We start from the raw sequence: 21,942 nt of genomic DNA, 5'->3' as shown, positions 1-21,942 counted from the left end.
TTCTCAGTCCAATTATAGGCAGGTGTATCGATCATGGCTCAAAGCGCGTATATTAAATTCGTAGAAGGCTCTACCATTCCTTCCCTTTCCTTAGAACAATTAAAAGAACAACTTATGCATTACAAGGAACAACTTAACCTCACAGGCCAGCAATTAGGCTGGGAATATGGCGATGCCGGTTTCCCTTACACCATAGAAACAAAGCCAGAGGCTGCAGATCAGTGGTTTTACCTGAAAGGTAAAGATCCTTTATATCATTACATAGTGATGGGGACTGGTTCCACTCAGGATGGTGACACTAGCAGGCATTTTGTACAGATCGTATTACCTGATGGATCAACCCACGGCGACAAGGCCAAGGGCAACGAATTCTGCAAGTATTTGGGCAGACTGTGGAAAGCCGAGCTTCACTTGTTCAATGGACGTATTATGTATTTCAATCCTCGTAAATAACAGTGGTGCTGCAGACCCTTCCCTTTTAAAGCGGAAAGGTCTATTTGCTTTTTCAGCCACAATACCCCCTGGCCGCACGAAAAACCCCTCTTGTCGTCGCAAGAAGGGCTCTCGTTATCAACTATTCAGCTGCTTGTTCCTCAATGATCTGATTGTAGATTTTAACTACACGTTCCCATTCTTCTTCATCCTCAATGCTTTCTAGGTAAGCATCTTCTTCCTCTTCTTCAATTCTGAAAATAACACCGTCCGCTTCCGGATCATTACGGTCCAGTAACACAGCATAAGGCTGATTTTCTGCCTCAAATGTGTACACCATCACCATTTCGTGCTCTACGCCATCTTTATCCGTAACTACAAAAATATCTTCTTCGTCATGATCGTGATTGCAATTCTCATCATGTATATGTTCGCTCATGGGTAAACCTCATTTCATTAGAAATTAGTTATCCCACGTATAGTAACATGTTCATGCATACAGGTCAATTGCCATCATAGCATCCTACACAATCATTTATTCAGATACAATCACTTTCTGGGAAATCACGGTATAGTCGCTACTTTCATCCAGTTTAATGGAGAATTTAATGACATATTCACCCGCTTCGTTAAAAGGAACACTAAACGACCATGGATACCAAAAGTTTTCCTTCGACCCGTTAACGACCTTTTCATGAGCCGGTGCCGCTTGATCCCCGCTTGGAGAATCTATCGATATCTTGAAGGAATAAAATGGTGTTTTCAAGCTGTCAACCTGCGCGAATACTGCAAAATCAATTTTTTTGCCTTTGGGTACTTTACCAAAAGGAGATTTGATCGAATAATCTTCATTTACCTTTTCAGCAACAAACATATGAACATTCGGCTTGTAGATCGATACGGTATTTTTGGCATTATCCCACCGTACGAGCGACTGAAGAGATTCCGAAAGCTCACGCACCGGAAACACCGCATTACCTTTAATCAAAAAGGCAGGCGCCTCACCGTCTTTAAATTGTTTTTCCACATTATTAACGACCATCTTCACTTTACTAAATCCCTCGTAATCGCCCCAGATCGAATTTGCAAAAACACCTGCATTTCCAAGCAAGGAGAGCGATAGTACCAGCGTTAGCATTCGTGGCACTTTCATTGTGTAACCTCCATCGTGACTTGTACTTGTTTTATATAAAGTTATACTCGGAAAGCTATCAAGAGTTGCGCTGCTTTGTTAAAAAAATCAAAAAAAGATTTTGGAATACGATCTATATATGGTACAAAACTCGACGCAAGCAACGAATTAAATACAAAATATGCCATGATTTTGGAAATTAAATCGAAACTCCTAACCTGCTATAAGTTTGCTTTCAGTGTAACCATACTATGAAAACACTATGCAATACCAAATCATGTTCATCCTAATTTATAAAAAATAAGAAAATTAAGGGTAAAATATTGTTAAAGTGTGTAAAAATTCTCTTGAAATCTAACTCCAAACCGTGATAGATTAAGAAAGATATGTAAGCGTTATGCACCCATGAGTGGAGGATCGTTCGTGAGCCTGCAAATCCAGATGATTGGCACGGGAAGTGCCTTTTCAAAAAAGTTTTATAACAATAATGCGTTAGTGACGTGCAACGGCTTCACCTTACTAGTGGATTGCGGCTATACAGCACCGAGAGCCTTACATGAGCTTGGTATCGAGATTAATCATATTAATGGTTTACTAATCACCCATATCCATGCTGACCACGTAGGTGGTATGGAAGAGTTTGCTTTTCGTTTAAAATATACATACAAGTACAGAATGAAGCTATTCGTTCCAGCTGATTTGGTCGATTCTTTGTGGAATCAGTCATTACGCGGCGGTTTGGAGAACAAGTCCGAAGGTTTTTTTGGACTCGAGGACTATTTTGAGCTTATCATTATGGAGGAAGCTGTTTCTACTGTTATTCATCCGGGCTTTACCCTGGAGCTGATCCGATCCGAACATATTCGCGACAAGCCCAGCTATTCCTTATTGATTAATGAAAAGGTCTTTTACAGCTCTGATACGAAATTCAATTATCCGCTTCTGGTTGGACTCCACGAGGAACAGCGCTGTCAGTACATTTTGCATGATTGTCAGTTGTCCAGTCCAGGTATTGTGCATGCCAGCCTCAATGAGCTGCTGACTTTACCAGATACGATTCAAGGCTCGGTTATGCTTATGCATTATGATGATTATATTGAAGAATTTATAGGGAAAACAGGAAAAATGACAATTATGAAGCAGCATTCAACCTACTCTTTCCCCTAAAAACCTGGCCTCTGAGGTCAGGTTTTTCCCTTAAAATATGGTATTAGCTCAGTAGACAGCATTCACCACAATTCGACCTGACTTTTTGTTATATGTGCATGAAAGCGTTTGTATCAAAGAATCCTTTCAGTTTATGGCTTGTCGGGTTCTTATCCATTCAATCATATCCACATTAAGAAGGAGTAAAAAGGCATGGGCTATAATTGGATACTATTCGGCTATACCGTCGTGATCTGTGGTTCTTCCATTTATTTCGAAAGATCCTTACATCCGGCTCTACTTGTCCTGATAGCAATTTTATACATCATCGCTCATTTCACAGAGAAACGGCTTGTGATTTCAGTTTTTCTTCAAATCGTGCTGCTGATTGCTTTTCACTCCGTCAGTCAAATGGCCTGGTGCTTGCCTCTTTACTTTGCGCAAATTGGCAAACATTTTCATAAAATTCGAACACCTGGCTCAGCGGTACTTGTCAGCCTTTTGTACACCTTAACCTTTGCTCTGGTATCTTACTCTTATATGAAGCTTACCCTTTATAATGTCTCTGCATTTTTATTCAGTTCGATTAGCTGCCTTACCTTTGCTTTTCTGTTTTATCAATACATATATGTTCTTCGAAACCAGACCCAGCAACTGGATAGTGAAAAGAAGCATCTGACTACCCACGATGCGCTCACTGGCCTATATAACTATGAGGAATGTCATCGTCAGTTAGGCAAGCTGGTTCAGCAAGGGGCACCTATTGCGCTAGTATTGATCGACTGCAAGGATTTGAAATCACTGAATACGGCCAATGGCTTTCATGGTGTAAACCGAATTTTGAAGCAGGCTGCTCAATTACTGCGCATTATGTTTCCGGAAGCATTGCTTATTTCCCGCTATGGTGGCGACGAATTTGCTATCGTGTTGGAATCGAATCATATAGGGCAGCTGACCCATAATATCGAGCAACAGCTTACCGTTGACTTTCCTAAGCTAACTGGCATCGAAATGAACTTTGGAATGGCTTTTTATCCTAACGATGGCGAGTATAAGGATGATTTGATCTTTATTGCGGAACGCAATCTGTATATGATGAAGAGGGAATCCTGGCTGAAACGTGAGGAGCATATGCTTCGCTCAGAGAAGCTCAGAGTGGTCGGGGAATTGGCCTCCGGCATGGCTCATGAGATTCGTAATCCACTGACAACCATTAAAGGCTTTCTTCAGCTTTCCAGAGCGGATAATTTCAATGTTCGTCCATGGTACGATCTCATTATGGATGAAATTACACGCATGAGCATGCTGACTGCGGAATTTCTCCAGTTCTCCAAACCACATGCGACCCAATTTAAAGTACATGCCATAGATGATTGTATACAAAGAGTCCTCTCCCTATTGGATTCGGAAGCAGCACGACTGGGGCATGAAATTCAGTTCGAGCATGCCGGGCAACCCTTGTACCTCATGATGGATCAGGACAAGATGCTGCAGCTTCTGTTGAATTTGATCAAAAATGCCTTTGAAGCGATGGAAGAGCAGGGTCTTGTACGTGTTCATCTGTCCAATCATAATCAGTCAGCAGTCATTGAAATATCAGATACAGGCAGCGGTATACCTCAGTCCGAGCTGGAAAAAATCTTTTTACCTTTCTATACGACCAAAGATTCGGGTACGGGTCTCGGGTTATCTATTTGCCATAAGATTGTACAGGATCATCAAGGCACAATGGAGGTTGAAAGTGAAAGCGGTAAAGGCACCAAGCTGACCATTACCATCCCTCTTGCTTCTCATGATGCATACAGTACGGAAACTTCACCTTCCCATTAAAAAAAGATCCTACAAGGCTAAGTTAGCCCTCTAAGATCTTTTTTTATTATATGCTAAGTCGACTCCATAAGCAGGCTGCTGCCTGATTCATCCCAGCGTGCGGTCACATCGAACAAGGCTTTCAGATCATCGATCGCTACCACGAACTCAGCACCCATACGCCTGACTCGCTGGTTCAGCTTGATTGTGATTCCATTGACAGCCGCTTGCTGTTCATCCAACCTCAATTGAACATCCCTCTGCTTGTAATGCGCTTTAATTCGTCTGCCTCCATCGTTATCCGTAGTTCGCTGCTCTTTTAGACCTTGAACGGTCTCATCACTGAATAAGCGCAGTGGCACATACAGATTACCTTCTTTATCCTCATAACGCTTGACTGGCGCCAAGGGCATCCCATTCATAACCATATTCATAAGGGGCCATTTGTCCATTCCATCTCTTTTCAACATCGCAGTTAGTCCTCTGCTGGAAAAAGAAGGAGGTATCGCAAGTAGTTTTTTTGAAACGGGCTCATAGGTAAACCAATTCATATAAAATGGTGTGTAGACGAGCTGATTGCTTTGTGGATCCAGCGCCCAAATCTGAATAAATCCGTTAAAGGAAGCCGTGGAATCGGTATCCCTTAGTGCATTCATATCCAGATTAACCTCTACAAGCTCTTTGCCAATCGTATTGATAGTCGTTGTCCAGTTGATCGGCTGTCCGTCTTTAAAGCTAACTACGTGAATACCATATTGGATGAGCTGGTAGTTTTGAGTGGCGGCAGAGGTAAACACCAAACGGTTGGTAGCGTCCTCCTTGTCTTCCACTGCTTGCCATTGCTTGATCTCGGGGAGTCGGATCGGCTCCTTCCTGGACAAACCAGCCAATTGCTCCCAGTATTGTCTCAGAGCAGGCAGTGACTGCGCAGAAGGAATATACTCATTTTCGTGACGCAGCATATTCACAATATTCGCCGACTTCGAGGACAACGGATTCCCCCCCACGCCGAACAGCAATACATAATCCTCAGCCATAATCTCGCCAGGATCCCACTTATGTACATAAGGAAGGGTACTGCCTGACCATCGAATAGGAAAACCACCAAGCTGCCTAACCTTAGCCCAGACTGAAGACTCTGTAAGCTGTCCTGGAGAAGCACTTTCCTTTTTTTGCAGCCAATAATAGGTAAAATGATGACCATATTCATGGGTCAAGGTACGTACCACCGGAGTAGCCTCGACTTCAAACAACCTAATCACTTGGGTATCCGCATTGTAGCTGCCAACTCTTGAGCCGCTCTTCCCCTCACTTGGACCCGGGTCCAAAATGACTTGCTTCAGAGCCGACAATTCTTCACCATGCTCGCATTTGAGTAAACTCTCATACAGCTCCTTTAATTTCTGCTCATTCCATACGGTGCTGTAGCTTACAAATTGGATTCCTTCAGGACTCTTATAAGCTGCAGATTCCAGCCTTTGTGCAACAGCCTGATCCGTAAAGATGACAAAGATCGCAAGTAAAATACCACAAACGGTTAGGCTTAGTCTCATCGGTTGTCCCCACCTCATGATTGATAACACTATTACCAATTATTGATTCTCTCGTAACTATTAGCTGTTTAATTAACGATATGCTCGGATAGCTGTTACTTACCGCTAGATTGCACGGCGAGCTTCCAAGCCTGTTCACCTAATCTCTTCAATACAAGCGCCTGCTCCCATCGATCCGAGATCTCTGTACGTCCACTCGATGCGTAGGTTGGATTCGTAATCGCATAATCCGGAGGACCAAGCTCCGGGACGAATGGCAACAGGTCGCCAGGCTGTGCATCCTTTAACCAATATCCGATCCCTCGCTGCCACCAGTCCATATAATGCCTCACCATCGGATGTTCTCCATTCGGTCCTATATCGACCTGGACCTGCTCTCCATTGGACACGCGCGCGTGAATACTGGAGGTACGTTCCAACAGACTCTCAAACAGCTCTGACACCCTGTTTAAGACGTTCTCGTCGTTACCGGTAACTTCACCTGCCACTATGTAATGGGACAAATCAATGGTCAAACGCAAATCAGGAATCGCCTTTACGTACTCCACTGTTCGATGTAAATCCTGAGTTAAACGACCGCGATGTGTTTCAACAAAATAAGGCATATGCGCAGAGCAACCTTCTCGCACCAATCCTTCCAGCAATTCGATCGCAGGCTGACCGATTACGAAGGAATCCATCACCTGGGAATTCACATACTGCACTCCGAATTGCTTGGCGGCCTTCAATAATTGTGTAATATCTTCAGGTCTGCCAGGAAACGAATGAATGCCGAAGCTGAAACGATAATCATCAAGCAATCGGCGCCATAAATCCGCATCCGGACCTTCAGGCAGACGCCCCATAATACCAGTAAAGCCGGCTTCTGCAATCTTTTCGAATTTCTCTTCTATTGTCCATTCTCGTTCACCATTACCTAATCCGATCATAGCCCACCAGGACTGTTGAATATCCAAGCGCGGCGGGTTCATACTCTGATCACTGGCGAATCGTGTAGCTTTACTCATATTTACACCTCTTTCGTGTATTTTAATCTCCAACCTGCTCATTCATCACAATTTTCAGCATCGATATGGGAAAACTCGCCTCTTCAGCATTGCCCACAAGCGTCCCCCAGCCCATGATCCCATTGACATACTGCAGCCGGAAACGATCATCCGGTTCACCTTCAATTTCATACAACCCGGGAGAATAATCAGCAGGCTCCAGTGTATAAGCTTTGGCTGTGTAATATTTACGCTCTAACAGTTCCTTCTGGCTGGGAAACTCAGCGCGGGACATGGCATCTACAATTTCATGAAGCTCCTCTTCAAGTTCTAATGCATTCATTTGACTAAATAGTTTCTTCATCAGCATACTCCCCCACTCCCGTATAAGATCCAGCATTCCATGAGGCGATGCCTATGCAATTCAAGCCATTCCTGAACCTTGGCAAAACCGATCAAGTAAGTCTGAGGTTCATCACGGGGATCAATCCCGGCCCAATGCCTTCCAAGGAAATGGATACACAAGACGACGCTTCTGAGCAAAATAAGCTGCGGCAATGCAGCAATCTCATCCGCATTCAAGCTTCCAGATTGTCCATACCCTTGAATAAAGGCTTCAATAAGCTCCCAGCAATCTCCCTGATATCGAATGATCTCATTGAGAAAAACAGCCGCATCCATTACCCGCAAGTCCATCGTTACAAACTCAAAATCCAATATGCCCGTTACCCCATCGTCATCGGCAAGTACATTGCCAGCCACAAGATCCGAGTGCACCAATTGAACTGGCAAACGACTCCACTCCGGAATCGCCTGTTCAATCCGCTGTATTTCTTTGCTCAGCTGCCCAGCTTCCACCGATGCTTCACCCGATTCCATATCCCCCAGCCAAGCATTCAGCCTTTCCCGATTGACCAAAGGATGGATTTCATACAGCTCATAATACCGTTCATATGCAGCTTCAAGAGGTATAACCAATTGCGCCATTTCACCAACCAGCTCTCCCATTGCGCAGCCAATCGACTGAACATGCACGACCTCGGATAAATCAGCCCTTGAACCCTCAATATACTCGAACAGCACCGCAAGCTGATTAGCTTGTGTTCGCACGTAGGTATCCCCAGATAAAGCCAAGATTGGCGAGGGTATCCGATAAGAAAGCTTGCTCTGTTGAAGCGCTTGCAGTACAGCGTGCTCATAACGAACCTTATCCAGATCCGCGTGGTTCTCATAAATACGCAGCACATATTTTCGATTCCTATACAGGATAAAGCGGGTTGTATTGTTCACTCCGCTCTCCCCTGTTTCGACCGTCCAAACCCCATTGTTAAAATATTGCTGAACGATCGCATCCATGTTGCTAACTTGTGAATTTATCATAAAGGCTCCTAATATTGACCAAAAATTTAAAATTATTCAGCCTATTTTAATGAAAATGAGGTATAATTAGGACAGATTGTAAGGGAAGGGAGAACCGTTTATGAAAACTGAAATTTTGTTTCATGACCACAAGATTCCCGTTCGTTTTATATCCAGTGATCAGAAGGCGATACCCTCATTAATCCAAGCACTTGAACACCGCTGCACACAACCAGAAGAACCCTCACTAGCATTGTTAAATCGTATTGATTTGATTGAAGTCGTAGGAAACAATGCTATCTTATACACCTCTATCGAAGAGGAAAGTATTCTACTGCCGCTCAGCTAATGAGCGGTTTTTCTTTTGTTATTTCCTTGGCACTCCAGATAATCCAGCTGCCACATACTGCTTCTCCACACCGGTTAACCATACCCACGATTTGAACAGCTGACCCTCTGGCTTCACCTGCTCATACAACCCCTTAAGTCCCACAACAGCCGCTTCTATACCGGTTTGACCGAACGAACGAAATAAAAACTGTGTACGCTCCTCGTCGCTTTGTAAAGCATACAGGCTATCGAGAAGTCCTGCATTGGATTCATCCAAACGAATCATATCGGACCATACGACCAGTCTGCCATCTGGCTTCAATAGAGATACAAGCAGCCGGTTATAATCGGCCACAAGGCTATTGCGTAAATACATCAAGGCCTCCATGATCTGCCCGACCTCTTGGCTGCTATATTGATCGGCATATCCGGATAGCTGCGTCAAAGCATGTATATAAAATAATTGGGTATGAACGGATGAGGAAACAACCAATGAAAAGCTTTTTTTCAAATGCGGAAGGGCCTCGTATCTTCTTGCTTCAAAAGAACAATTCTTCACATAAGCAGCAATTTCTGCGGCAGGAGCATGATTAATCAGCATATCCTCCCAAGTCTCGTAGAAATGAATTTGATCCAGACATGTATAATCCACATTAGTTAGCGATTTTATTTTACCAGAGTAAGTACCCACGCTTAGCTCCAGCACTTCTTCTATTGAGTTAGCCTCTGTGTCCAGCACCGTCACCTGTGCAAATCGATTCGCCAATTCCGGCAAATCGAGATCACCATGATTACCAGCACCCAGAACAGCAGCTCTATCTTTATTGGAAATAGAATTCACGGCATGCTCCAGCAATTCGCGGACATGATGCCGATGTGTACCCCATTCACGTCCACCCCAATCAACGGCGCTATCTCCATTATTCGTCAATACACCTTGGATTGGCTGAAATGGCCGATGAAAATCCTTCATAAATTATCCCCTCAATCTGCTCGTTGTCGTATGGAAATATTATAGCATAATTGCAACTTGCAGTTGTAGGTTATCTTGTTCACCATAGGAATCAAGGCAGGTAAATAAGGACATAAATCACTGCATAGGGACAATTTTTAAAAAAGGAGTTGACAATTCTTTATATCGTTGGTATATTACTACTTGTCGCTAAAACATGACTTGTTAGCTCAGCTGGGAGAGCACTATCTTGACAGGGTAGGGGTCAGTGGTTCGAGCCCACTACAGGTCATACACGAAAACCCTTGATTATCAAGGGTTTTTCTTCTTTTATGGGGTTACATAGTTAATTCGAAAATATGACTTGCCGCAAATCTGCCGCAAAAAATTCTGATAAAGCTAATCAAATAAAACTACACAATAGGAATAGACGCTAAACGGCTCCTACCGCATAGCGTCTTTTTGCTTAACTGTTTTATATATTTACCTGCCACAGTCTGAATTTGCAAGATGCAAAATTTCAGCAGCATACCCCGTATGCGGGAACAAACCTCGTTATCAAGCCTTCTGTTATAGTGCCAAAATAGTGTGAAAACAACGTTTATCCTATTCGATTATCATCTTTTATAGCGATTTGCTAGCGTTGTTGTTAATGTTTCACATCAAGGCTCTGTTATAATTTTGAAAAGCCTTAAGACACGGGTTACATAAAATTATGATCATCTCTCAGAGTTTTAAAATATTTTAAACGATAAGAATCAACCTGCTCTTATCCTCTTCATCACCGGACAAGAGCAATTGTCTGTCAACTATGCTCATATTCCTATTCCATGTAGTGCACACCGGTGTATGCGGCAGATTGATAACTCGGCAGCCGTCTCGACAGGATTTATTTGAAATCCCCACTTTGTTTGATGTCGTTTTATTCCTGACACATTGAAGATTGGAGGTTCTACGAGCCCTGCAAAGAACATGTCCAAAATATCGAATCTCACGGACCGGACCTCAGTATTGGATGTTTTAAAACTCCCCATACCTTTTTAGGCTATCATATAGTGCCATCTTCACTTTTTCGAAACTACTCAACCTTAACTCATCATCGTTTTCTGAAGATATTAAAATAAGTTTACTAATGGTCTTATGAAAAAGTTCCTCGTCAAACACTTTTGCGATTTGAATTTTTTCACTAATCTCCGAGTGCATTTCGTAAAATCGATCATTAATCACTCTTGTTTCCGATTTTTCCTTAGCCCACTTCCTTGCTTTGAAATAAAGTTCATTAGATATACTCGAATTGGGCGCATTTTCTGCTTTGTTAATTAACTGGGTAAAGAATTCCATATCGCTTTCATCAAGATTAAAATCAGTAACTTTTAATTGAAGATCCTGTGTCTCAGTTTGTAGTTGTTCAGTATTTGATATGTCATATTTTTCTGCAGAATATTTTACGAATTCATTTTGCGTCATCATATTGAACATCATGCCCGTCTCTTTATAAAACTCTTTACGTAGTTCAACTCTAGGATTTTTTACACCCTTGTCTTCTTCCCACCAATCCTTTTTCACATCGTTTGTAATGAAAAGCATATTAATCTTGTTAGCCTTTGAATAGTTAATCATATCAAACCATATAACCAAATCCCCATAACATCTAGGCTCTGGCTTACTTTTTAAGTCCTCGTATCCCGGTGGTATTTCATGTTCATATCTTTTTTTTCCAAGGGAATACAAATCTTCCAAATATGAATCGGTATAAGATTCTGTTATCTTCTCTTTGAATAATAGATCAACCTGCTCCAAAATGTGATCTGTACTTACCTTTCGAATAGATTCTGACAATTGTTGATCTTTAACTGAATCAAAGGAATCTTCTACTTTAACAATAGTTTCTTTGAAAATAGAAACAAGGTTCTGATTAAGAGAATCGTGGTGTCTGATAAAGGAAAAGGGTAAGGGATTAGAGTTTTCTATTTTATTAATCAAGCTTTTTAATTCTGCAAGTATACTCGTTTTAACATTGTTATGTCCTTTTAGATATTCATCTATTCTATTTAATCTGTTTCTGTAAAACTCTTGACCTATTTGATATGGCATAATAAGTTTATCCTGTGCTTTTGTTAATAGCTCAAAAAATTTATGACGATTATCATTATTAAGTCCATAAATATTTAACAAAACGTTAGTATCTAAAACAATTTTGCAATTATTCCATATAAGGTCCTTCTGGTGTTTAGTATATGGATAATATTCAGCAAAGACACTCTTCATTCATCTTCCCCCATTTTTATCGTTGCAATTGGATATCATTTCAACATTACTTAATGATTCCCGATTTCTGTAGATCGACAATATTGAAATAAGTATATGTGTCGTATTTCTTAATTTTCACGTTATTAACCGTTGCGTCCCCGCTTGTCTTGGTGCTCCAGTCAGTGGCAGCGTGATCCGAGCCAGCTCCTTACCATCGACGCTTTTGATGGTCGCTGTGGAACTGTCTACAGTCACGGTATATTTGAATATTTTCTTTAACAGAACATCTGACATCCATCCATTGCTGAATATTGGGGGAGCTTCACTGTTTGTAGGGCTGCTTGCTCCTACGATCTCCTCTGACATCATCTTCTGAATACGATACCTCGAATGTATCATATCGTCCTCATCAGTAAACTGTCCCATGAACATACCATTCATATCATAAGCGTGGAATACCTTGTTCCCCTGGTCTTCGATAAACTCCGATTTAACCGTAATGTTCGTATTTTCCGCTAACTTCCTGATTGCTTCCTCTTCTGCCAGTATAGCTTCCACATCGCGCAGCTTGCCAGTGGTCTTGTCATATATCTTTGTTGTAACATCGCCAGTATTTGTTGCCGCAGCTGCCTGTCCACCCGACACGATCTCCATGCGCTTCGCTCTAAGATGTAATTGGCCTGTGTCATACCTCCAAGCTTTGCAAGAGGCACGTAGGATCTGTCCCCGTAGTTCGGGATTGGTAGTGTTGGTCTTTAAAATTTTTCCGAAGTACTACCTCCACTAACATGTGCTACATTACTACTGTATCACCCCCAAAATGTGACATTTGTTCCACTATACCAAATTTCAATTGATAGATGGAAGATATTAGCCAAAATAAAACAGCTTAAAACCTACCTGATTTAGTCTATTGCTCACTATCTTAAGTCTTCCCAAAGTTGTTTAAGATTCAGTTCCTCGACTGCTCATATAGCCACTGAACCAGAGATGCCCTGGTCTCACGAGCAGGGTAATACCATTTGCCACCCACCTTACGTTTGATGAAGCGGGGATCGTAGAAGAACGTGTCTTGTATAGTACCCCAACTCATACACGTTCGCAGCTTCAGCTCTACCGAGTCCCAAAAAACTAATTCCGCATCAACTTCTTTAAGGTCTTCTTCTATTTTCTGAAGACAAAGCTTACGCACCTCGGTTTGATCGACTTGCACGTTTACGGATGCGATTACCATAGGTGGGTTTATCTCCCTTCACGCTCCGTTGAATCACTCGTCAATTACTTCGCTATGTCTGATTAACTCGTGCTTTTTACCTGTTATCATTTCCGCCCAAGCTAATTTACAACGATCAGGTAAGTTAGTCTTAAATGGGTCGATTTTCGTTAAAACGCCATCAATAACCATAAATTCAGCAACGATTTTCAACTCAGGACGTTTCTTTCTCATTCCGCACCTCTCTCTAAAAAAACGCATATCCCACCGTTTGTCTATCCTTATTTTGATATTTTCATATGGATATTCAGTTTCCAAGCTGCTGCTATTTCTCGCAAGGGTGTTCATTTGTTTTCCAACGCCTCAATGTACTCTAGAAGATCCTCACGCTTGATCCGCCGTAATTTTCCATCTTTATAACTCTTTAGTTTACCTGTACTGATCCTGCGATCAATCGTCGCCTTGCTTATTCCGAGATAGGTAGCTACATCACGAACAGTTAATGTTGAAGGAAGCTCGTCAATGGTTGTCTCCGTTTTATCCTGCATAACAACCTGTAATAGGATACCCACGGCGTACTCCTTTTTAGCTTCCATCCGATTAACGATAGTTTCGATATTTTCCATGCGATTGATGATAGTCTCTAATACAACGTCATAGGTTTTGGATTTTTCTAAAGAATGTCGTAAGAACGAATAAATATTGTTCTGCTCATCGGGCCAATTGCTCACTATGAATCAATCCCTTCACCTTACCAGAGCTAATTTAGAGCAATGAACAACCTTGATGCACTTTGCTACTACCTCCCATTGGAAGCTCTCACAACTTTATGGAAATAGATTGTCGATCTTGTTTTTAACCTAAACTTCCAGTTCTCTGATCGTTCACCCATTTGATGAAATCTTGCTTCAGAACTCGCTTTTGTTTCCCCATTTTAAAACTCGGGATGCCCCCAGCAATGGGCTTTAAGTTTAGATTTTCGTACACTCGTATTACGTTAATACGCAAATACTTTGCAATATCGTCTGCTGTTAACATTTGTGGTAATTCATTCAAAATAAGCCACCTCCTTTCGCATTGGCATTAAATTAAACCATTTGGTCAAGCTTCATCAGATTCTGAAAATGTTCATTATTTGTCATTTATATAGTTCTTCATTCATGCTTGTCGATTCCTTTAGCGAAAAATATGGAGTTTTAGCGAATAATGCAGTTCTCCGAGGACATCCAAAAGTCCGGATCGTCGATGTCGTCAACCCTGCCCAGATTCGGAGATACGCCTGACCAGCGATCCATAATCATCAAACCTTTGAAGCTGCTTGGCATGATCATGTCAAAGTCGAGTGGCTGGTCCAATATATCCTGATGACCCTCGATCATGATCAACCCAACCGCGCCACCGTACAGCCTGCCCCATTTGAGGCCTTGCAGGATCTTCGACTTGACCTTACGGACACGCCACAACTTATCGAGCCTACGTATGTCCTCGGGTGGCAGCTGCGTCGTTATGGTGATCCAGTTGCGCGTCATGTCTTCCGGTATGGTATCGATCACGCGCCGGATAATCCAATGTGATCGATACAAGCTGTTCATTAGCTGGTAATTCTGCGTCAATCGAGTCATCGGGTATTCGGTGCCCTCTAACAGGTTCGGCGTACCAGCTCCCAACCTTGCCAGAACGTTCGAGAACGCGTCCATTGTTAATCCGCGAGGCAATTTAGGTTGTGGCATCTGATTGTCCTTAGGTGGCTGCCTGGCGTCCGTTGTGCTGCGTCTTCGTTTCGACAAGTTATCCCTCCTTTCTTATATCCGATTTACCTAATTTCTGTTAAAATGGATTAGTTTGGTCCATCACAGAAAGGAGTCGAAAAAACATGGTGACTTTCATATCTTGTTCACCCGCTTCTACTGAAAAATAAAAAACACCTTAAAAGGTGTTTTCGACCAATAATCAACCAGTTGTATATAGATGCTATTTATACGATTTATAACACCCATTCATTTTTGAACTGACTTATTTTTAATTGGATTTAAGGGATTGAAGCTTTCGAAATATTCTCGTATCTCAACACGTAGTTCATGTATCTTTTTTTCGACATCAGATACTCCAAAACCAACTGCGTATAGTTTTTTATTTATCCTATTTGAGACAATAGCTTTTGAATACTCCAACGATTCATTAGTACTGTATTTCCCATCACCTAGCTCTTTTTTATATTTTTCTATTTCTTCCCAGTAGATATCAAACGATATGCTTTGCCTCTCTTCCAAATAATTAGAAATACTATCTGCAATTACTGTCGGTAGGAAAGGATCAGATTTTGTTTCAGAGATTAATGCATCTAGTCTTTTATTAAGAGCAGTTTCGGGAATCCCTCCAATTTCAAATTCATAACCCCCATTTTTACTTTCTAAATATTGTTCGACCACTCTATTTATTGCTTCCTGTTTCCAATTAACTTTTAGCCAATGAAAATCGGAGGTCTCATCAAATTCATCGTGCAATTTTTTTGAAATAGATTGTATTTGTTCAATTGCCTTCTTATGGTATTCAGTATTTACGGTATTAAGTAGTCCCCTCTTAGCGCTTCTGTAAGTTAATATTGCAACAACACCTATCACAGAAAAAAACGCGATATTAAAAATAAATAGGATAATATTAAATACATCCTTTGTAACACTTAAGGTACTCGGCTCAATAACAGGTTGCAAAACTAACATTCTCCTTTTATTTGTATTTTTAAGTTCTCCTTTTAATGCAATTATGAACTTTCGAATGGTTTCTGAAGATACTACCTCCTCTCACCTTACTCACCATTTAATTTCGACGGGATATGTCATTTTTCCTGTTTTTATCCAATTATTTAAGCTGCAATCCTGCGCGGCTTGATGATCGTCTTCACGAAATATCTACTACAATCCATCGCATGGTCAAACTGCTTCATTGGCTGCTCAACGCCTCGTGCTGCTGCCTTCTCATCCCAAACGTAGGATGCGCGCTCTTTCAGGTAATTTGGACAGTTACGACGGTGCACCCGTAGCTTGCGCTTCGCGATCATCGTAGACACATTACGAATGCCATCCTCCACATCGTTATCTGCATCCTTGATCCGGACACCGCGGTTACGCAGGGTCACTTTAAAACTGGCAGCTGACGGGTCAATGATCGTGTACAACGGTGGCCCGTCTGCCTCAATGAAGGCCATGAAGTCCTCCGCATACTGGCTGTCCTCTTTCTGAACGCCTTTTTCCTTGCCCGAGTAATAATACTCATTCAGGATCCAGATCACGTCCCCGTCATCCCAGATGTCCAAGAACACCATCGGGTTACTGGTTCCGTAATCAACCGCGACATAGCGACGTGCCAGCATCTTAAAGCCTGGAATCAGATCCTCGTCGTCAAGCGTGTTCAGGTCCTCGTCCCACATATCGTAAATGATGCCTTCAGCCAGCACCCATAAGCCTAATATATAGCGCTTATAGAATATGCCACTGAACATGCGGCGGTAACGCTCTCGTACTGCTTCGGATAATGACCAGTTATCATCCATCGTGAAATGCAGATGCAGCGCCAGCTTCTGAATCGCCTTATCGATCCATTCAACCTTAAACCAGTGATAGGGTCCAGCCGGGTTGCAATTGAACCAGAACTTGGAACCTTCCACGGAGCAACGAGCAACCGCCTGATCAACGAAGCTGCGCGGCATCAGAGCCACCTCATCGAAGAACATGCCAGCCAGTGTAATCCCGGCAATCAGATCCTGTGATCGCTCATCCTTACCGCCAAACAAGAAGAAGTTATTTGTGACAAGTCCTCTGCTGATCGTCAGCACGTTCTGTGTGCGATCATCATGGACACGGTAGCCTTGGCTCTGTAGCATCCGTTTGAGTGGCCCCACGACGTTCCTGCGCAGCGATCCGATGGTTTTACCTGCCATGCCTAACTGCTCATTCTTGAACGTCTCTGTGGCCCATACAACGAAGCTGAACGACATTGAGATTGTTTTGCCAGCACGTACCGACCCATCAGCGATTACCGCGTCTTTATCGTGATGTGGGCTCTCAAGCATCCACCAGGTCATCACCTTGATCTGCTTTGGTGACATCGGAGACCAGCGGAACGTTGCCGGTTTCAGTTTCATCGGCCCACACCTCCTTTGCAGAGGCGCGCATGTCTTCGATAAAACCGTCATCCTGTATCTCTGATCCGCCATCGCCTGTAGCCTTATGCTTGACGATATCGATATGTTCACGCTGCAGCTCCAGCTTCTTCTCCTCGATCATGCGCTTATGCTTATCGGGCAGCACGTCAAAGAATTTCGTCAGGGCTTCCAGCGCCTCCATCTTGCTGTGAAGCTTAATGCCAACGCCGTCCTTGCCTTGCTTGACCTCAGCGATCAGGGATACGTCCAGCTCGGTAGCAGGCTTGAGGTCCACGTAGTTGATGAGCTTGGTTACGACGTTACCCTCTTCATCCTTCATCGGCCCCAGCATCGTCATCACTGGCACTTCACGCTGCCCAAAGTCCAGATAGTCGCTGACGTCAGCAAACGCTTGAGCCCATAGGAGTAGCTGTTGCTTCGTTTGAATTACCACTCTCGCCGCTTGCATTAAGGGCTGTGACCACGTAATAGTAGGTTATGCCGTTTGTGACTGTAGTATCTGTATAGGGCGAACCGTAGACGTTGCTGGCAACTGTGGTGTAAGGGCCGCCAGTAGTCGTGGAGCGTTTGATATTGTAGCCTGTAGCTCCAGTGACCGCAGTCCAGCTAAGTGTGACTTGAGTGTTGCCAGCATTGGCTGTTAAGTTAGATGGACTTATAAGATCGTCGAATACTATTAGTTCTTGTACTGCATTCATGCTTGTTATACTTCCACTTTGTCCACCCAAAGCATATAACTTACCTCCGATAGCTACGAGATTAGGAAGAACTCTCGAAACATTCAGGTTAGCTTTGATAGTCCAGAAATTTGCAATTGGGTCATAAGCTTTGGTTTGGGTTGGATTAATATTTGCACCAACACGGTAAATTTCATTACCTACTGCTTCTATATCATGAAAATAATATTTAGCATCAGCAGCCTTACTTGTCCAAGTATTGGTTAAGGGGTCGTAGCTATCTATCGAGCTTGTTCCGTTCCCATTCGCGGCAAAACCTCCACCGACATAAATTTTTCCATTCATTTTGGTAATAGCCGGATAATCGATACCTGTCGGGATCGGGGAACTAGCAAGAGCAGTCCAAATATTAGTTGATGGATCATATACTTCAAATTTGTTGTCCAAACATATAAAGCCATATATTGTAAATATAAGTCGATATTTGCATAATTCTTATAGGTGAAGGGATAGGAGCCTTCGCTATAAGGAGATTGACTTCAATACTGAATACAGTGAATAACAAGGATCTACTTGAATACTACAACCTGACGATTGAACATAGAGTCGATAAGGAATTTATTAAATTACTGGAAATGGAATTAGCTCGAAGGGGAATTACCTTTCAGCGGCAGCAAGGGGAAAGTCAGTAGTAAAAGCAAATAAAATATGAGCGAATGGCTTCTAGCCCTTCACCGATTGACCCCGTTGGCGATGCTGGCGATGCTGGCGTCCAGCAGCCTTTTCGTGTTTTGTAACCGCCAGCGGGATAAGCTGCATAATATCGGAATGGGTGAGCGTATATTTCCTTCCTTCAAATGGTTGAAATGAAGTGGCAGGCGGAAATGAGTTTCACGGATAATTTCTGTGGGTTAAAATCGGACATGTATTTCTCAATGTTATTTAGGTTACAATCCATACATTCAGTACGGACGGTGCATATCATGACGCAGAAAGCAAAAAGGAGGGATAATCGATGAGTGATGTTGTTGGACGCAGAGTTACTTCCACTGGAGAAATTTTGGTTCTTTTCATTTTGTTGGTGATCGTGTTGTCGTTTGGTTTCTGTATCTAATAGCAAGGAGATTATAAAGAAAGAACAAGAGCCTAATATCTTGTTCTTTCTTTTAATTTATTTAGTTCCAACAACGAGAATAAATCCGATATAAAACGCCAACTCCGAGGCCACAAGTAGCTTGTCTACGATCTTCAGCATCTAGTCCCATAGACATACTATGAACGAGGAATAGACGGCGCAATGAATGCAACCGTCTATTCGGAGTAATCAATGGGCACAGGATGGGACCCGTTGGCAGGGTGTCCCACATCATATCTTATGAAAATCTATCAAATAGGGAACTACTAATTCCTCAACCAAACACCCATTTTGGCATCTGTCCAATCACGCATCCGCTGACATTCATAACATACTCTATGCAAAGCGAAAGGAGGGGTAACAATGGGTCTTGGATATGGTGGAGTTGGTGGAGTTGGTGGAAGCTGTGGAGGCTATGGTTTAGGAACTAGTACAGGCGCCATTCTTGTACTATTCATTTTGTTGGTTATCATAAGTACAGCTTTTATCATTTAAAATGTTTGTTAACCACCTCTCGCTCAATTGGGAGGTGGTTACAGCTACCCTTTCGTTGCCTATACATTAAACATCAACGCCGTTCTGCCGCGCCAGTATGACAGTACTCAGAAATAAAGCGTCTGCTGCGGTAATCTCTCGTTTGGAAGCTTTCTCAGCCCAATTATAATCCCCGAATAATCCTTTGTGGTACAAGCCATCCAATGCAGTTGAAAGTTGGTCCCATTGCCAATCGTGTTCAAACTCCAATTTTCTCGTCATATCGTTCTCTGCCTCCTCAATTTGTTTTACCTCTATTATTTCCTGCCAAAATGCAAGGTCCATTTCATTCATGTCCACGTTTCCAGTAATGCCGGCTACCTTAGGGTAATAACGAGTAAGGCCCTGTTGTTACCTGTAGGTGGCGTTACTGTACCTTGTGGCATATAAAGTACTGCAAGGAAAAAAGTTGATTTTACAAAAGATAGACACCCTTGATACTTTCTTAGTGTTTATTACAATTTGGAGGTTACATATGATTCGTCGCATTTTAGCTGTAATCGTTGCTGTATTCCTTGGAGGATTGGTTACTTATTATTATGGAACAGTGGCGAATCCAGATTATGATCCAACTCTTGCAGAAGGTTTAAACAATCCTCTTCTTCATGGCGAATTAAGGAATTGGGTTATAAAGGTGTCTCAACCAACTATACATACACCATTTTTTTGGGGTGGAATTCTCATTATGCCATTACTCTTCGTTACATTTCTACGCCTTTTTAAAGATAAACCTATTGAACTATATTTGGATCAAAGGCAATAAGCTAAACTTCTAATCTTTGTATACGTCATTGTTTTAACTCTGTTCCTTGCTTGGGAAGCCCTGGATATTATTGCTTTTGACTTTAATCCAAAATATGATTCTTCATATCATAGTCAAACAAAAGAAACTTTACGTACGTCAATGTCTCCAGGAGAAATAAAGAAGGTGTCTCCTAGTGTTTATAAATCCGTATGGGGTGGATCTGACATGAAATATGTAGTTAACGGTTTCTTCTGGATTAGTCTTTTAGCCACTCCATTTTTGTTTGTAGGTATAAAAAAATGGATGTCTTGGGGTATTAGAATAGAAAAGAAAGAATAATGTATGGAAAATTTTCTTGACCTACACAAACAAATAGGCCCTCTTTCCTCCCGGATCGAGGGCCTTGCTATTTAAACCTCGATCCCTCGATCCACCCTACCATACAGCACTGTATTTAAAAACGCCAGCTCCGCAAGCTGTGAGCGTCTTGTCTACGATCTTTTGCATCCCCATAGGCATGTTGTTATTAACGAGAAATAGACGGAGCACGGATTGCTGCCGTCTACTTTCAGGAAAGGAGGCCAACGTGAGCAGAAGGAGGATTCAGTCACACCACAGCATATGAAAACCTTCCAAGTTGGGAACTTGTCGCTACTACTTTTTCAAGCACCCATTTTGTCATCTGTCCAATCACACAGTGCCTGGTGTTCATAATATGCTGAAGGAAAGACGGAAGGAGGTTTATATATGGGTGCACTCGGAGTTGGTGGAGTTGGTGGAATTGGTGGAAGTTGTGCAGGTTATGGAGTAGGAACTAGTACAGCCGCCATTCTTGTACTATTCATTTTGTTGGTTATTATAAGCAGTGCTTTTGTTATTTAAATATTTGTTAACCACCTCTCGCTCAATTTGGGAGGTGGTTACAGCTACCCTTTCGTTGCCTATACACTTGGATTGTCAACAGAAAACTGGACAATATTTATGAAGGGATTTTTCTAAATTCAATGGGAGTAGGATACCCCAAGGTACCATGAATTCGGTGGTGGTTGAACCATGGACGTAATCGCTGAGCTCAAGAGTTAGCGCTCCGAGTTCAAGAAATGAGCATGGTTAGCAAATTCCGTCTTGAAGATCTTAAATGTGGCTTCGGCAACAACATTGTCGTATGGACAACCTTTTTTGCTTAGTGAGCGTTCAATTCCAAAGGTTTGTAAGGCCTGAGAAATCAGTGTATTATCGAATTCTTTACCCCGATCCGCGTGAAACATTTGGATACGATCCAACCGGACAGAGATGCTCGCAATCGCCTTGTAAACCAGCGTTGCTGTCTTTCTCGGAACGCTACTAAACCCAATGATTTCACGGTTAAATAGGTCAACAAACAAGCAGACATACTGCCATTTCCCTGCCACCCGTACATACGTTAAATCACTAACAACAACCGCATAGAGCTCCTCTTGCTTGAACTGACGTTGTAGTTGATTGCTAACTTTAGCATTGTTGGCATCGGATTTGAACGGCTTGAAT

At 42.4% G+C, this 21,942-nt stretch carries 30 protein-coding genes and 1 tRNA gene; 11 read left to right on the top strand and 20 right to left on the bottom strand.

Annotated features, from left to right (window positions below):
* The first annotated feature begins 33 nt into the window (after positions 1–33).
* Positions 34–453, top strand: a complete 420-nt coding sequence (locus tag BK127_RS30905) for a DUF1885 family protein (RefSeq protein WP_076235953.1) — start codon at positions 34–36, stop codon at positions 451–453.
* Between the two features lie 121 nt (positions 454–574).
* Here the strand turns inward: BK127_RS30905 and BK127_RS30900 are convergent, their stop codons facing one another.
* Together BK127_RS30900 and BK127_RS30895 are read right to left on the bottom strand one after the other, a co-directional pair.
* Positions 575–871, bottom strand: coding sequence for a DUF1292 domain-containing protein (locus BK127_RS30900; protein ID WP_076235952.1), 297 nt, complete (start codon positions 869–871; stop codon positions 575–577).
* A gap of 96 nt (positions 872–967) precedes the next feature.
* Positions 968–1,585 (bottom strand): stalk domain-containing protein, encoded by a 618-nt coding sequence (locus tag BK127_RS30895; protein WP_076235951.1) that lies wholly within the window; start codon positions 1,583–1,585, stop codon positions 968–970.
* Between the two features lie 402 nt (positions 1,586–1,987).
* Between BK127_RS30895 and BK127_RS30890 the strand changes: the two genes are divergently transcribed.
* Both BK127_RS30890 and BK127_RS30885 read left to right on the top strand, forming a co-directional pair.
* A complete protein-coding gene (locus BK127_RS30890) occupies positions 1,988–2,731 on the top strand; it encodes an MBL fold metallo-hydrolase (protein ID WP_076235950.1) in 744 nt (247 codons plus the stop codon).
* A 192-nt stretch (positions 2,732–2,923) separates the two neighbouring features.
* On the top strand, positions 2,924–4,540 hold the full coding sequence (locus BK127_RS30885) for an ATP-binding protein (RefSeq protein WP_076235949.1): 1,617 nt from the start codon (positions 2,924–2,926) through the stop codon (positions 4,538–4,540).
* A gap of 53 nt (positions 4,541–4,593) precedes the next feature.
* Here BK127_RS30885 and BK127_RS30880 read toward each other — a convergent pair whose 3' ends face one another.
* The 4 genes from BK127_RS30880 to BK127_RS30865 all read right to left on the bottom strand — a co-directional run bounded on the left by BK127_RS30880 (position 4,594) and on the right by BK127_RS30865 (position 8,438).
* Positions 4,594–6,072: a stalk domain-containing protein gene (locus tag BK127_RS30880; protein WP_076235948.1), complete on the bottom strand. Its 1,479-nt coding sequence runs from the start codon at positions 6,070–6,072 to the stop codon at positions 4,594–4,596.
* Between the two features lie 95 nt (positions 6,073–6,167).
* Positions 6,168–7,079: a sugar phosphate isomerase/epimerase family protein gene (locus tag BK127_RS30875; protein ID WP_083689733.1), complete on the bottom strand. Its 912-nt coding sequence runs from the start codon at positions 7,077–7,079 to the stop codon at positions 6,168–6,170.
* Between the two features lie 22 nt (positions 7,080–7,101).
* Positions 7,102–7,422, bottom strand: coding sequence for a DUF1811 family protein (locus BK127_RS30870; RefSeq protein WP_076236014.1), 321 nt, complete (start codon positions 7,420–7,422; stop codon positions 7,102–7,104).
* Positions 7,422–8,438, bottom strand: coding sequence for a phosphotransferase (locus BK127_RS30865; protein WP_076235947.1), 1,017 nt, complete (start codon positions 8,436–8,438; stop codon positions 7,422–7,424). Before BK127_RS30865 ends, BK127_RS30870 begins: the two co-directional genes overlap by 1 nt.
* A gap of 100 nt (positions 8,439–8,538) precedes the next feature.
* Here BK127_RS30865 and BK127_RS30860 point away from each other — a divergent pair, with 100 nt between their 5' ends.
* Positions 8,539–8,766, top strand: a complete 228-nt coding sequence (locus BK127_RS30860) for a hypothetical protein (protein WP_076235946.1) — start codon at positions 8,539–8,541, stop codon at positions 8,764–8,766.
* Positions 8,767–8,784: 18 nt separating this feature from the next.
* Here the strand turns inward: BK127_RS30860 and BK127_RS30855 are convergent, their stop codons facing one another.
* Positions 8,785–9,720 carry a hypothetical protein gene (locus tag BK127_RS30855; RefSeq protein WP_256711527.1) on the bottom strand — a complete coding sequence of 312 codons (936 nt, stop codon included), beginning with the start codon at positions 9,718–9,720 and terminating at the stop codon, positions 8,785–8,787.
* Positions 9,721–9,918: 198 nt separating this feature from the next.
* Between BK127_RS30855 and BK127_RS30850 the strand changes: the two genes are divergently transcribed.
* Positions 9,919–9,991: transfer RNA gene (locus tag BK127_RS30850), tRNA-Val, on the top strand.
* Between the two features lie 728 nt (positions 9,992–10,719).
* On the opposite strand, the gene BK127_RS30845 is transcribed toward BK127_RS30850, so the two are convergent.
* The 11 genes from BK127_RS30845 to BK127_RS30795 all read right to left on the bottom strand — a co-directional run bounded on the left by BK127_RS30845 (position 10,720) and on the right by BK127_RS30795 (position 18,448).
* Positions 10,720–11,967 (bottom strand): PIN-like domain-containing protein, encoded by a 1,248-nt coding sequence (locus tag BK127_RS30845; protein WP_076235945.1) that lies wholly within the window; start codon positions 11,965–11,967, stop codon positions 10,720–10,722.
* Positions 11,968–12,084: 117 nt separating this feature from the next.
* Entirely contained in the window at positions 12,085–12,603 is a 519-nt protein-coding gene (locus tag BK127_RS30840) for a hypothetical protein (protein WP_076235944.1), read from the bottom strand.
* Between the two features lie 298 nt (positions 12,604–12,901).
* On the bottom strand, positions 12,902–13,183 hold the full coding sequence (locus BK127_RS30835; protein WP_076235943.1) for a group-specific protein: 282 nt from the start codon (positions 13,181–13,183) through the stop codon (positions 12,902–12,904).
* Positions 13,184–13,216: 33 nt separating this feature from the next.
* Positions 13,217–13,396: a hypothetical protein gene (locus tag BK127_RS30830; RefSeq protein ID WP_256711526.1), complete on the bottom strand. Its 180-nt coding sequence runs from the start codon at positions 13,394–13,396 to the stop codon at positions 13,217–13,219.
* Positions 13,397–13,506: 110 nt separating this feature from the next.
* Positions 13,507–13,893 (bottom strand): helix-turn-helix domain-containing protein, encoded by a 387-nt coding sequence (locus tag BK127_RS45080; RefSeq protein ID WP_256711525.1) that lies wholly within the window; start codon positions 13,891–13,893, stop codon positions 13,507–13,509.
* Positions 13,894–14,017: 124 nt separating this feature from the next.
* A complete protein-coding gene (locus BK127_RS30820; RefSeq protein WP_083689732.1) occupies positions 14,018–14,218 on the bottom strand; it encodes a helix-turn-helix domain-containing protein in 201 nt (66 codons plus the stop codon).
* Between the two features lie 140 nt (positions 14,219–14,358).
* Positions 14,359–14,949 (bottom strand): anti-CBASS protein Acb1 family protein, encoded by a 591-nt coding sequence (locus tag BK127_RS30815; protein WP_076235942.1) that lies wholly within the window; start codon positions 14,947–14,949, stop codon positions 14,359–14,361.
* Between the two features lie 210 nt (positions 14,950–15,159).
* A complete protein-coding gene (locus BK127_RS30810; RefSeq protein WP_076235941.1) occupies positions 15,160–15,873 on the bottom strand; it encodes a hypothetical protein in 714 nt (237 codons plus the stop codon).
* Between the two features lie 152 nt (positions 15,874–16,025).
* Positions 16,026–17,303, bottom strand: coding sequence for a PBSX family phage terminase large subunit (locus tag BK127_RS30805; RefSeq protein WP_076235940.1), 1,278 nt, complete (start codon positions 17,301–17,303; stop codon positions 16,026–16,028).
* A complete protein-coding gene (locus BK127_RS30800; protein ID WP_076235939.1) occupies positions 17,224–17,757 on the bottom strand; it encodes a terminase small subunit in 534 nt (177 codons plus the stop codon). The genes BK127_RS30805 and BK127_RS30800 overlap by 80 nt, the downstream gene beginning before the upstream one ends.
* Positions 17,705–18,448 carry a Kelch repeat-containing protein gene (locus BK127_RS30795; protein WP_076235938.1) on the bottom strand — a complete coding sequence of 248 codons (744 nt, stop codon included), beginning with the start codon at positions 18,446–18,448 and terminating at the stop codon, positions 17,705–17,707. Before BK127_RS30795 ends, BK127_RS30800 begins: the two co-directional genes overlap by 53 nt.
* 86 nt (positions 18,449–18,534) lie before the next feature.
* Here BK127_RS30795 and sda point away from each other — a divergent pair, with 86 nt between their 5' ends.
* From sda to BK127_RS44560, 4 genes are all read left to right on the top strand, one after another.
* Positions 18,535–18,693 (top strand): sporulation histidine kinase inhibitor Sda, encoded by a 159-nt coding sequence (gene sda, locus BK127_RS42670; protein WP_179097668.1) that lies wholly within the window; start codon positions 18,535–18,537, stop codon positions 18,691–18,693.
* 16 nt (positions 18,694–18,709) lie between these two features.
* Positions 18,710–18,871, top strand: a complete 162-nt coding sequence (locus tag BK127_RS44035; RefSeq protein ID WP_179097667.1) for a hypothetical protein — start codon at positions 18,710–18,712, stop codon at positions 18,869–18,871.
* Positions 18,872–19,016: 145 nt separating this feature from the next.
* Positions 19,017–19,115: a YjcZ family sporulation protein gene (locus BK127_RS45830; protein WP_372237387.1), complete on the top strand. Its 99-nt coding sequence runs from the start codon at positions 19,017–19,019 to the stop codon at positions 19,113–19,115.
* A gap of 384 nt (positions 19,116–19,499) precedes the next feature.
* Positions 19,500–19,631: a YjcZ family sporulation protein gene (locus BK127_RS44560; protein WP_218639056.1), complete on the top strand. Its 132-nt coding sequence runs from the start codon at positions 19,500–19,502 to the stop codon at positions 19,629–19,631.
* A 66-nt stretch (positions 19,632–19,697) separates the two neighbouring features.
* Here BK127_RS44560 and BK127_RS30785 read toward each other — a convergent pair whose 3' ends face one another.
* Positions 19,698–19,892, bottom strand: coding sequence for a hypothetical protein (locus BK127_RS30785; RefSeq protein WP_144026620.1), 195 nt, complete (start codon positions 19,890–19,892; stop codon positions 19,698–19,700).
* 253 nt (positions 19,893–20,145) lie between these two features.
* Here BK127_RS30785 and BK127_RS30780 point away from each other — a divergent pair, with 253 nt between their 5' ends.
* Together BK127_RS30780 and BK127_RS43185 are read left to right on the top strand one after the other, a co-directional pair.
* Positions 20,146–20,433 carry a hypothetical protein gene (locus BK127_RS30780; RefSeq protein WP_144026619.1) on the top strand — a complete coding sequence of 96 codons (288 nt, stop codon included), beginning with the start codon at positions 20,146–20,148 and terminating at the stop codon, positions 20,431–20,433.
* A gap of 729 nt (positions 20,434–21,162) precedes the next feature.
* Positions 21,163–21,297, top strand: a complete 135-nt coding sequence (locus BK127_RS43185; protein WP_144026618.1) for a hypothetical protein — start codon at positions 21,163–21,165, stop codon at positions 21,295–21,297.
* 197 nt (positions 21,298–21,494) lie between these two features.
* Here BK127_RS43185 and BK127_RS30775 read toward each other — a convergent pair.
* The coding region (locus BK127_RS30775; protein ID WP_144026617.1) for a DDE-type integrase/transposase/recombinase at positions 21,495–21,942 on the bottom strand (448 nt) is incomplete at its 5' end.

Source organism: Paenibacillus sp. FSL H7-0331 (genome assembly GCF_001956045.1).
The sequence above is the reverse complement of the archived record's forward strand: the minus strand, read 5'-3'. Positions and strand labels throughout refer to the sequence as shown.